This is a genomic window from Rhodococcus sp. NPDC059179 (assembly GCF_042754885.1).
Taxonomy (GTDB): Bacteria; Actinomycetota; Actinomycetes; order Mycobacteriales; family Mycobacteriaceae; genus Rhodococcus_G.
The window spans coordinates 164496-174566 of sequence record NZ_JBHZBV010000003.1 but is presented as its reverse complement, the minus strand read 5'-3'; the positions used below and the strand labels follow the sequence as shown (position 1 = coordinate 174566).

14 protein-coding genes are annotated in these 10071 nt (G+C 65.8%); 10 read left to right on the top strand and 4 right to left on the bottom strand.

The features are described from left to right. Positions 1–12 precede the first annotated feature (12 nt). Positions 13–921, top strand: coding sequence for an oxygenase MpaB family protein (locus ACFXMV_RS09230; protein ID WP_378502898.1), 909 nt, complete (start codon positions 13–15; stop codon positions 919–921). Positions 922–999: 78 nt separating this feature from the next. On the opposite strand, the gene ACFXMV_RS09225 is transcribed toward ACFXMV_RS09230, so the two are convergent. From ACFXMV_RS09225 to ACFXMV_RS09215, 3 genes are read right to left on the bottom strand one after another with little or no spacing between them, the layout of a single operon-like run. Beyond that, a complete protein-coding gene (locus ACFXMV_RS09225) occupies positions 1000–1854 on the bottom strand; it encodes an ABC transporter permease (protein ID WP_378502897.1) in 855 nt (284 codons plus the stop codon). Next, a complete protein-coding gene (locus ACFXMV_RS09220; protein WP_378502081.1) occupies positions 1851–2666 on the bottom strand; it encodes an ABC transporter permease in 816 nt (271 codons plus the stop codon). The genes ACFXMV_RS09225 and ACFXMV_RS09220 overlap by 4 nt, the downstream gene beginning before the upstream one ends. Next, a complete protein-coding gene (locus ACFXMV_RS09215) occupies positions 2663–3649 on the bottom strand; it encodes an ATP-binding cassette domain-containing protein (RefSeq protein ID WP_378502080.1) in 987 nt (328 codons plus the stop codon). Before ACFXMV_RS09215 ends, ACFXMV_RS09220 begins: the two co-directional genes overlap by 4 nt. A 273-nt stretch (positions 3650–3922) precedes the next feature. Between ACFXMV_RS09215 and ACFXMV_RS09210 the strand changes: the two genes are divergently transcribed. After that, a complete protein-coding gene (locus ACFXMV_RS09210) occupies positions 3923–4729 on the top strand; it encodes an oxygenase MpaB family protein (RefSeq protein ID WP_378502896.1) in 807 nt (268 codons plus the stop codon). Positions 4730–4769: 40 nt separating this feature from the next. On the opposite strand, the gene ACFXMV_RS09205 is transcribed toward ACFXMV_RS09210, so the two are convergent. After that, on the bottom strand, positions 4770–5246 hold the full coding sequence (locus tag ACFXMV_RS09205) for a hotdog fold domain-containing protein (protein ID WP_378500604.1): 477 nt from the start codon (positions 5244–5246) through the stop codon (positions 4770–4772). 476 nt (positions 5247–5722) lie between these two features. Here ACFXMV_RS09205 and rpsJ point away from each other — a divergent pair, with 476 nt between their 5' ends. From rpsJ to rpsC, 8 genes are read left to right on the top strand one after another with little or no spacing between them, the layout of a single operon-like run. After that, positions 5723–6028 (top strand): 30S ribosomal protein S10, encoded by a 306-nt coding sequence (rpsJ, locus tag ACFXMV_RS09200; protein WP_003938093.1) that lies wholly within the window; start codon positions 5723–5725, stop codon positions 6026–6028. 20 nt (positions 6029–6048) lie between these two features. After that, complete coding sequence (gene rplC / locus ACFXMV_RS09195) at positions 6049–6705, top strand: 50S ribosomal protein L3 (RefSeq protein WP_097211071.1); 657 nt, start codon at positions 6049–6051, stop codon at positions 6703–6705. Beyond that, on the top strand, positions 6702–7382 hold the full coding sequence (gene rplD, locus ACFXMV_RS09190) for a 50S ribosomal protein L4 (protein WP_378500605.1): 681 nt from the start codon (positions 6702–6704) through the stop codon (positions 7380–7382). Before rplC ends, rplD begins: the two co-directional genes overlap by 4 nt. Further along, the gene (gene rplW / locus ACFXMV_RS09185) at positions 7379–7684 is read left to right on the top strand and encodes a 50S ribosomal protein L23 (RefSeq protein ID WP_056818486.1); all 306 of its coding nucleotides are present in this window, start codon (positions 7379–7381) and stop codon (positions 7682–7684) included. The genes rplD and rplW overlap by 4 nt, the downstream gene beginning before the upstream one ends. Positions 7685–7724: 40 nt before the next feature. Beyond that, positions 7725–8564, top strand: coding sequence for a 50S ribosomal protein L2 (gene rplB, locus ACFXMV_RS09180; RefSeq protein ID WP_378500606.1), 840 nt, complete (start codon positions 7725–7727; stop codon positions 8562–8564). A 13-nt stretch (positions 8565–8577) separates the two neighbouring features. After that, positions 8578–8859: a 30S ribosomal protein S19 gene (rpsS, locus tag ACFXMV_RS09175; RefSeq protein ID WP_003940820.1), complete on the top strand. Its 282-nt coding sequence runs from the start codon at positions 8578–8580 to the stop codon at positions 8857–8859. After that, complete coding sequence (gene rplV / locus ACFXMV_RS09170; RefSeq protein WP_378500607.1) at positions 8856–9260, top strand: 50S ribosomal protein L22; 405 nt, start codon at positions 8856–8858, stop codon at positions 9258–9260. The genes rpsS and rplV overlap by 4 nt, the downstream gene beginning before the upstream one ends. Continuing rightward, positions 9260–10069 (top strand): 30S ribosomal protein S3, encoded by an 810-nt coding sequence (gene rpsC, locus ACFXMV_RS09165; protein WP_378500608.1) that lies wholly within the window; start codon positions 9260–9262, stop codon positions 10067–10069. Before rplV ends, rpsC begins: the two co-directional genes overlap by 1 nt. The last annotated feature ends 2 nt before the right edge of the window (positions 10070–10071 follow it).

Sequence of the window (10071 nt, the reverse complement as noted above, 5' to 3'; positions counted from 1 at the left end):
CAGGGGAATTCGATGCCCACTCATCACCAGCAGGAGGCCGCGGCGGCGGGGGAGGCGCTCGGCACGGCCGAGACCCGGATCCGGATCACCTCGTCCGCGCGACGGTGGACGCGCAAACCCGCACACATCTCCGAGGCGCTGGACTTCTGGTCGTTCGCGGGCGGCGCCGCGAACGTGGTGATGCAGCTGGGGTGGCCCGAGGTGGCTTACGGGGTGATCGAGAGCAAGGTGGAGTCCGGCAGCCTGATGCGGCACCCGTGGAAGCGTGCCAGGACGACCTTTCAGTACCTCACCGTCGCGATCCTGGGAACCGAGCAGGAACGCCACGCGTATCGGGAGGCGGTGAACGTCGCGCACCGGCAGGTGCGTTCGGACGAGAACAGCCCGGTCAAGTACAACGCGTTCAACCGCGAGCTCCAGCTGTGGGTTGCAGCCTGCCTGTACATCGGGTTCGAGGACACACACCAGCTTCTGCACGGCAAGATGTCCGAGGAGCAGTCGGAGTCGTTCTATCGGTCGGCCTCCACGCTCGGCACCACCCTGCAGGTCACCGAGGAGATGTGGCCCGCCACCCGGGTCGACTTCGACCACTACTGGAACAACGCGTGTCGCCGGGTGTCGATGGACGACACGGTCCGCGCCTACCTGATGGACCTGGTGAATCTGCGCATGATCGCGTGGCCGCTGCGGCTCTTCTTCGGGAACCTGTTGACGTTCCTGACCGTCGGTTTCCTGCCGCCCCTGTTTCGCGAGCAGCTGCGAGTCGAGTGGAGCGAGGATGATCGCAGGCGCTTCGAGCACCTGTTCGTCTTCGTCTCGTTCGTCAATCGATTTCTGCCCCGCTTCGTCCGGCACGGAGCCAACTACTTGCTGATGCGGGACGTTCGTCGCCGCATCGGGGGAGGAAAAAAGCTCATCTGACCCCGCGGACGGGAACCGGGCTGGGTTGTCACGATCGAATCCCTGCTGGAACATTCCGTGGGTCAGGGGAGGCGACGGTCACGAAGCCGGGTTGTGTGCCGCCCTCTGATAGCCCTTGATCGCGGGGTAGGTGAACAGCACGATGGCGCCGACCGACCACAGCACCGTCTTGATCAACGGCTCAGCGACCGCGCCGCCCAGGGTCAGGCCCTTCATCGCGTCGATCGCGGTGGACATCGGCTGGTTCTCGACGAAGGTCTGCAGCCACGTCGGGTAGGCCGCGGTCGGCACGAACCCGGAGTTGAAGAACATCAACAGCGTGCACAGCAGCGAGAGCAGTTCGACCAGGGGCGCTTTGGCCGCCATCACCGACAGCATCGTGACCAGGGTCGCGAAACCGAGACCGAGCAGCAGTGGGACGAACAGCATGCCGATCGCCGCGAGAAACCCCTGATTGAACCGGAACCCAAGCGGGATCGCCACGGCCACGATCAGCACCGTGGTGACCATGATGCGAATGGATTCGGCGAGCAGACGGCTGACCAGTCCGGCCGCTCGGTGGATCGGGAGCATCCAGAAGCGGGCGAGTAGCCCGGTCTTCCACTCCTTCTTCAATGAAAGTCCGCTCGCGATGGAGCCGAACATCGCGCCGACCAGGGTGATCAGTGGGGCTTGGCCGTAGACGCTGTTCACGCCGGTGGCCTTGGTGATCGAGATCCCGAGCACCGCCCAGAACATCAGCAGCGTGACGGCGGGGTAGACGATCGCCTGCAGCATCGTGAACGGATCGCGGAGCCACCCGCGCATCAGGCGTCCCGTCTGGAGCAGGCTGTGGGCGTAGAGGGCCGATCCGGACTTCTCGTCGTGCGCCTCGGTCACGGACGGGAAGGTCTCGATGGGGGAGGCCGGCTCCCTGGTCTGGGTCTCGGTCATGCGCGCTTCACATTCGCCCAGATCGACAGCGGCGCGAAGATCAGCAGCATTCCACCGATCCACAGCAGTGACGGCGTCATCTGATGCAGCGTGATGCTGCCGTCGGCCATGGAACGCATGACGGTGGAGAACTGGGAGATCGGCTGGTTGCGGACGAAGGGCTGGGACCATTCGGGGAACTGGGTCACCGGGACGAATCCGCTCGAGAACATGCCGAGGATCAGCTGAGGGAGGGTCAGCGCTTGGCTGGTGATCTCGGGGCTCTTCGTGAGGGTGCCGAGGGCGTCGCCCCCGATCGCGAGCGACATGCCGACGGCGAGGGCCATCGCGCAGAAGCCAGCGGCCATGGCCGCACCGCCGACGAAGCGGAATCCGATCGCGTGGCCGTAGACGAGCGCGGCGAGCAGGGATATGACCGCATGGACGAACAGGCTGCTCACCCGCGAGGCCAGCGGGACCGCGGCAAAGATCGGCATCGTCTGGAACCGTGCGTTCATCCCGTTGGACGCCTCGGTCGCGGCGCGACTGGCCGCGGAGATCGCCGTGAACGCCATGGCCTGCAGGACGATGATCGGCATCACGAACTGGGCGTAGTCGATGCCCTGGACCTGCATGACGAACTTCAGCGGCAGGTAAAAGCCGAGCGTGAAGATCAGCGGGGCGAGGATCGCGACGAAGATCTGCCCGTGCGTCCACATCGTATGCAGGCTGCGTCCGGACAGCGCGAGCCACTGCTGCGTGCTGGACAGCTGCGGCTTACGGTGGCGCCCGCTCCGCGCGATGACCACGGGGCTTGCGGCGACGGCGGTCATGACGCCGCGCTCTCTTCCTCTTCCGCGTCCATTTCCACGGGGGCATGCCCGGTCAGTGAGAGGAACACGTCGTCGAGGGACGGACGGCGCAGGGCGATGTCTGCCAGCGGGATCCGCGCGATGTCGAGTCGGCGCAGCACCTCGGCGAGAGTCTGCGCGCCGTACTGTGCGGGAATCGAGAGCCGGTCGTGGCCGGTCTCGGTGATGTACTCCGGCGGGACGAGGCTCATCAGCACGTTGAAGACCCGCGGCAGGTCAGCCAGCTGTACGGGCACCACCTCGCAGTAGCTGCCGCCGGTGCGCTCCTTGAGCTGATCGGCGGTGCCCTCCGCGATCACGGTGCCCTTGTCGATGACGACGATGTTGTCGCTGAGGACGTCGGCCTCTTCGAGGTACTGCGTGGTCAGCAAGATGGTGATGCCCTGCTTCTTGAGGTCGGACACCAGCGACCACACACCCTGACGGCTGCGGGGGTCGAGGCCCGTCGACGGCTCGTCGAGGAAGACCACCTCGGGCCGGGTGACCAGTCCGCAGGCGATGTCGACGCGCCGCCGCATACCGCCCGAGAACCCGGACACCTTGCGGTCGCCTGCGTACACCAGATCGAACTGGCGGAGTAGTTCCTCGGCGCGGGCCTTGGCGGACTGCCTGTTCAGCCCCAGGAGGCGGCCGAAGAGCACGAGATTCTCTCTGGCGGTGAGGGATTCATCGAGCGCTGCGTACTGGCCGGTCGTCATGATGCTGCGGCGCACCGAGGCGGCCTGCGCCACCACGTCATGGCCGGCCACGAACGCGCGGCCCGAATCGGGGCGCAGCAGCGTCGAGAGCACATTGACCGTCGTGGTCTTGCCTGCGCCATTCGGGCCCAGGATGCCGAGCACGGTCCCTCGGGGAACCTCGAAGCTGACACCGCGCAACGCATGCACGTCGCCGAAAGACTTCTTGATTCCCTCGACCAGGACGGCAGAGTGGGGTGAAGGCATGCACGCGAGTATGTCATGGGTCCAGTTCGTGGGTGATCGACAACTGGGAATTGGTCACTTGTCCGGGTCAGGTTTCCCGTCTCGCGGACTCGATTTCGGGCTGAGTTCGTCCACGGCGGTGCCCAGGCGGGCGCCCAGCTGGGTCTTTGTCCCACAAGTTAACGACGGGTCGCTCAGGTTTCGTCCTTGACGGATCGCAGGTTCTCGCCGATGACCACGGTATTCGTGTGAATTTCGGAAAGCCTCTGGTGAACATGGCCGTGGTGTGATTGCATGGCGACTATGAGTCGACGGGCGGCGGCAGTGACACTCCAGGACGTGGCGGGCGAGGGGATCATGCTCGCCGCAGGCGGCCGAGCGATCCTGCTTCAGGTGGCGAACCGGGGCGTGGGTCATGGAGTCGCAGACCACAGTGATTTCGCCCATCGGGCGGTCGACCGGTTACGGACGACGATGACCTATATATACGCCGTCGTCTACGGCACCGACGAGGAGCGCGCGACCGTCGTCCGGATGGTCAACAAGGCGCATGCCAAGGTGCGCTCCGACGACTACAGCGCTTTCGATCCGCAACTCCAGTTGTGGGTGGCCGCCACCCTCTACGAGAGCGCGGTCACCCTCTATGAACGCGTATTCGGCAAGCTTGACGATGTCAGTGCCGACGCGTTGTACCGGGAGTACGCGATCCTGGGCACCGCACTGCAGGTGCCGGAGGGTCTCTGGCCGCGTGACCGCGCCGAGTTCGCCGCGTACTGGAAACAGCAGATCGACAGCGTCGAGGTGGATGCGAAGGTCCGGGCCGTGTCGCGGGACCTCTTCCATCCGGTGCGGGCGCCCTTCTTCATCCGCGCGAATCTGCCGGCCTACCGGTGGCTGACCACGGGTCTGCTGCCCGACCGACTGCGGCAGCAGTTCGAGCTGCCCTGGAACGAGCGGGATCAGCGCAGGTTCGAACGAGTGATGACGGTCGTGTCGTGGGTGTATCCCCGGATCCCGCGAGCCGTCCGGCACGCGCCGAGGGCCGTCTACCTCTGGGACATGCGCAGGCGACTGAGTTCGCGCGGCTCGCTCTCGGCCTGACGGCCGCGTCGCTGCTGACGCGGCCGTGCGGCATCGGACGCTACTTCGGGGTCACCCAGATGGTGATGTCCGCGTGCACCACCTCGGTGCCCGCCTTGTCGAACAGTGCGACGGACACCACCAGGTCGGTGCCCGAGGTGATCTCGTCGAAGTCCGGCAGTTCCGGCAGCGTCGCCACGGCATGCAGCCCGGTGTCGGCCTTGGTGAGGTACCGGGTGTTCATCGACTTCGGGATCCAGCGGTGGGAGGTGGGCACCGTGGCCTCCGCGAGCATGCCCATCGCCGCTTCGGCGAGGTTGCAGGCCGCGATGGCATGGAAGGTGCCGATGTGGTTGTGTACCCCCCACCACTTGGGGGATCTGACCTCGCACAGGCCCGGCTCCAGCCGGGTGACGTGGGGGAGGACCGTCGCGAAGTAGGGCACTCGGACGCACATGCCCAGCGAGAACAGTGTCGATCCGATGCGGTTCCTGGGGAGCCTGAGCCAACCGCGATAGGTGGGTGTCTGGATTGCCATGGGCGCTATCTTACTCCGGAGTAAGTTTATGGGGGTGGGTGGCGTCAGATCGGATTTGAACTCCTGGCCGGTCTGCGGCATACTGTTCGGGTTGCCTAGACCCAGGTCGTGTTCCATTGCGGCAGGCGTCGGGCGAGAGATGACCGAAGCCCCGGCAGAGAGTGCGGGGTAGAGGCCAATGCAGGACGGAAGCAGTACCTGCGCTCACTTGCGAGCGCATCCGGTATTCATCCTTCAGGGCACATTTGTGCCTTGAGTATGAGTGGTAGGGCGACACGCCCGACCGCGTGTACCGGAGAACCATGACAGATGAACAGCGGCAGCGGATCGGGTACTTGCCCGGTCGCCAACGTTCGGACAGTCATGGGCAAGGCAGGAACTGTGCAAACGAGGTAGCCCATGACGGTCTACACGAACGAGGTAGCCCCCAGGGTCTACGAGGCCTAATCACATCGGGCAAGGAAGAGGACACAAGCGTGGCGGGACAGAAGATCCGCATCAGGCTCAAGGCCTACGACCATGAGGCGATCGATGCGTCAGCGCGCAAGATCGTCGAGACGGTGACCCGTACCGGGGCCCGTGTCGTTGGACCGGTGCCGTTGCCGACTGAAAAGAACGTGTACTGCGTCATCCGCTCGCCGCACAAGTACAAGGACTCGCGCGAGCACTTCGAGATGCGTACCCACAAGCGGCTCATTGACATCCTCGACCCGACGCCCAAGACGGTCGACGCGCTCATGCGCATCGATCTGCCGGCCAGCGTCGATGTCAACATCCAGTGAGCGCGGCGGAGACAAAAACAATGACTGAGAACAAGATCAAGGGAATCCTGGGCACCAAGCTCGGAATGACCCAGGTCTTCGACGAGAACAACCGGGTCGTCCCGGTCACCGTCGTGAAGGCCGGACCGAACGTGGTCACCCAGATCCGTACCGAGGAGCGCGACGGCTACAGCGCCGTGCAGCTCGCCTTCGGTGCGATCGACCCGCGCAAGGTCAACAAGCCGGAATCCGGCCAGTTCGCCAAGGCAGGCGTGACCCCCCGTCGCCACGTCGTGGAGCTCCGCGTTGCGGACGCCTCCGAGTACGAGGTCGGCCAGGAGCTCACCGCCGAGGTCTTCGAGGACGGCGCCTACGTCGACGTCACCGGAACCAGCAAGGGCAAGGGCTTCGCCGGAACCATGAAGCGGCACGGCTTCGCCGGCCAGGGCGCCTCCCACGGCGCGCAGGCCGTGCACCGTCGCCCGGGTTCGATCGGTGGCTGCGCCACTCCCGGCCGCGTGTTCAAGGGCATGCGCATGTCGGGCCGCATGGGTAGCGACCGCATCACGACGCAGAACCTCTCGGTCCACAAGGTGGACGCCGAGAACGGTCTGCTGCTCATCAAGGGTGCGATCCCGGGCCGCAAGGGTGGCCTCGTGATCGTCAAGACCGCAGTGAAGGGTGGTGCGTCCGCATGACCGAGACCGCAACCAAGCTGACCCTCGACGTCCGCACCGCCGGTGGCGGCACCAACGGGACCGTCGACCTGCCCGCCGAGATCTTCGACGCGACGGCCAACATCGCGCTGATGCACCAGGTCGTCGTCGCGCAGCTCGCCGCGGCACGTCAGGGCACGCACTCCACCAAGACCCGCGGCGAGGTTCGCGGCGGTGGCAAGAAGCCGTGGCGTCAGAAGGGCACCGGCCGCGCCCGTCAGGGCTCGACCCGCGCTCCGCAGTTCGCCGGTGGTGGCGTCGTGCACGGCCCGCAGCCGCGTGACTACAGCCAGCGGACCCCCAAGAAGATGAAGGCAGCCGCCCTGCGCGGTGCCCTCTCCGATCGGGCGCGCAACGAGCGCATCCACGTGATCACCGAACTGGTGTCGGGTCAGACCCCGTCCACCAAGGGCGCGAAGTCGTTCCTCGGCGAGATCTCGGATCGCAAGAAGCTTCTGCTCGTCGTCGGGCGTGCAGACATCGCCGCATGGAAGAGCGTGCAGAACCTGGAAGGCGTGCATCCCATCGCACCCGACCAGCTGAACACGTACGACGTGCTCAACAGCGATGACATCGTGTTCAGCGTCGAGGCGCTCAACGCGTTCATCCACGGGCCGGCCGAGTCCGCCCAGGCAGACAGCAAGGAGGAGAGCAAGTGAGCACCATCGCTGATCCCCGCGACATCTTGCTGGCCCCGGTCATCTCTGAGAAGTCCTACGGACTGATCGAGGAAGGCACCTACACCTTCCTGGTGCACCCGGACTCGAACAAGACGCAGATCAAGATTGCCGTCGAGAAGGTCTTCGGCGTCACCGTGACGAGTGTCAACACCGCCAACCGTCAGGGCAAGCGCAAGCGGACGAAGTTCGGTTACGGCAAGCGCAAGGACACCAAGCGCGCGCTCGTCACCCTCTCCGCCGACAGCAAGCCCATCGAGATCTTCGGAGGACCGGTCGCGTAAGCGGGCGGGACTTGACGAGACATAGAGGACGAGAAGACTCATGGGAATCCGTAAGTACAAGCCGACTACTCCGGGCCGTCGCGGCTCGAGCGTCTCGGACTTCGCCGAGATCACTCGGTCGACGCCCGAGAAGTCGCTCATTCGCCCGCTGCACGGTCGCGGTGGACGTAACGCACACGGTCGCATCACCACCCGGCACAAGGGCGGCGGACACAAGCGCGCCTACCGGCTGATCGACTTCCGTCGCAACGACAAGGACGGCGTGCCGGCCAAGGTCGCGCACATCGAGTACGACCCCAACCGCACCGCGAACATCGCGCTGCTGCACTACGCCGACGGCGAGAAGCGCTACATCATCGCGCCGAAGGACCTCAAGCAGGGTGCGAAGGTCGAGTCCGGTGTCGGAGCCGACATCAAGCCGGGCAACAACCTGCCGCTGCGCAACATCCCGACCGGTACCACCATCCACGGTGTGGAGCTGCGTCCGGGCGGCGGCGCCAAGATGGCCCGTTCGGCCGGCGCCAGCATCCAGCTGCTGGGCAAGGAAGGCACCTACGCGACCCTGCGTATGCCCTCCGGCGAGATCCGCCGCGTCGACGTGCGTTGCCGCGCGTCGATCGGCGAGGTCGGCAACGCCGAGCAGTCGAACATCAACTGGGGCAAGGCCGGACGTATGCGGTGGAAGGGCAAGCGCCCGACCGTCCGTGGTGTCGTGATGAACCCGGTCGACCACCCGCATGGTGGTGGCGAGGGCAAGACCTCCGGTGGTCGCCACCCGGTCAGCCCGTGGGGACAGCCTGAGGGCCGTACCCGCAAGCCCAACAAGCCGAGCGACAAGCTCATCGTCCGTCGCCGCCGTACCGGCAAGAACAAGCGCTAGGAGGGAGTTCAGAATGCCACGCAGCCTGAAGAAGGGCCCGTTCGTCGATGACCACCTCCTCGCGAAGGTGGATGTGCAGAACGAGAAGGGAACCAAGCAGGTCATCAAGACCTGGTCCCGTCGTTCGACGATCATCCCGGACTTCATCGGACACACGTTTGCGGTCCACGACGGCCGTAAGCACGTCCCCGTGTTCGTCTCCGACTCGATGGTCGGACACAAGCTCGGAGAGTTTGCACCGACCCGCACGTTCAAGGGTCACATCAAGGATGATCGGAAGGCGAAGAGGCGATGAGTAACACCGAAACCGCCAACCCGACCGCCAAGGCCGTCGCTCGCCACGTGCGCGTGACGCCGATGAAGGCGCGTCGTGTTGTGGACCTGGTTCGCGGGCGTTCCGTCGAGGACGCGCTGTCGATCCTGAAGTTCGCGCCGCAGGCAGCGAGCGAGCCGGTCGCCAAGGTGATCGCGTCCGCAGCGGCCAACGCCGAGAACAACCTCGACCTGGACCCGAGCACGCTTGTCGTCGCCACGGCGTTCGTGGACGAGGGTGCGACCCTCAAGCGGTTCCAGCCGCGTGCACAGGGCCGTGCGTTCCGGATCCGCAAGCGCACCAGCCACATCACGGTCATCGTGGAGAGCCTGCCCAAGGCCGGCGCCTCGACCCGTAATCGCCGGAAGGGAAGTGCTCGATAGTGGGCCAGAAAATCAACCCGCACGGCTTCCGCCTCGGCATTACGACCGACTGGAAGTCCCGCTGGTACGCAGACAAGCAGTACGCGGAGTACGTCAAGGAAGACGTCGCCATCCGCAAGCTCCTCGCCACCGGCATGGAGCGGGCCGGCATCGCCAAGGTGGAGATCGAGCGCACCCGTGACCGGGTTCGCGTCGACATCCACACCGCGCGTCCGGGCATCGTCATCGGTCGCCGCGGCGCCGAGGCCGATCGCATCCGCTCCGAGCTGGAGAAGCTGACCGGCAAGCAGGTGCAGCTCAACATCCTCGAGGTCAAGAACGCTGAGGCCGAGGCCCAGCTCGTGGCGCAGGGTGTTGCCGAGCAGCTGTCGAACCGTGTCGCGTTCCGTCGCGCCATGCGCAAGGCCATCCAGTCGGCCATGCGTCAGCCGAACGTCAAGGGCATCCGCGTGCAGTGCTCGGGCCGCCTCGGCGGCGCCGAGATGTCCCGCTCGGAGTTCTACCGCGAGGGTCGGGTTCCGCTGCACACGCTGCGTGCGGACATCGACTACGGGCTCTACGAGGCCAAGACCACCTTCGGCCGCATCGGCGTGAAGGTCTGGATCTACAAGGGCGACATCGTCGGTGGCAAGCGTGAAGCTGCCGCCAGCGCTGCAGCCCCGGCCGGTGACCGCCCGCGTCGCGAGCGTCCGAGCCGCCCGCGTCGCTCCGGCGCCTCGGGCACCACGGCGACCAGCACCGAGGCGGGCCGCGCTGCGACCGCCACCGCCGAAGCTCCGGCTTCGACCGAGACGAATCAGGAGGGCTGACG

Coding starts and splice junctions, on each gene's coding strand:
- ACFXMV_RS09230 (WP_378502898.1), top strand. CDS start 13: ATGCCCACTCATCACCAGCAGGAGGCCGCGGCGGCGGGGGAGGCGCTC.
- ACFXMV_RS09225 (WP_378502897.1), bottom strand. CDS start 1,854: ATGACCGAGACCCAGACCAGGGAGCCGGCCTCCCCCATCGAGACCTTC.
- ACFXMV_RS09220 (WP_378502081.1), bottom strand. CDS start 2,666: ATGACCGCCGTCGCCGCAAGCCCCGTGGTCATCGCGCGGAGCGGGCGC.
- ACFXMV_RS09215 (WP_378502080.1), bottom strand. CDS start 3,649: ATGCCTTCACCCCACTCTGCCGTCCTGGTCGAGGGAATCAAGAAGTCT.
- ACFXMV_RS09210 (WP_378502896.1), top strand. CDS start 3,923: ATGGCGACTATGAGTCGACGGGCGGCGGCAGTGACACTCCAGGACGTG.
- ACFXMV_RS09205 (WP_378500604.1), bottom strand. CDS start 5,246: ATGGCAATCCAGACACCCACCTATCGCGGTTGGCTCAGGCTCCCCAGG.
- rplC (WP_097211071.1), top strand. CDS start 6,049: ATGACTGAGAACAAGATCAAGGGAATCCTGGGCACCAAGCTCGGAATG.
- rplD (WP_378500605.1), top strand. CDS start 6,702: ATGACCGAGACCGCAACCAAGCTGACCCTCGACGTCCGCACCGCCGGT.
- rplB (WP_378500606.1), top strand. CDS start 7,725: ATGGGAATCCGTAAGTACAAGCCGACTACTCCGGGCCGTCGCGGCTCG.
- rpsS (WP_003940820.1), top strand. CDS start 8,578: ATGCCACGCAGCCTGAAGAAGGGCCCGTTCGTCGATGACCACCTCCTC.
- rplV (WP_378500607.1), top strand. CDS start 8,856: ATGAGTAACACCGAAACCGCCAACCCGACCGCCAAGGCCGTCGCTCGC.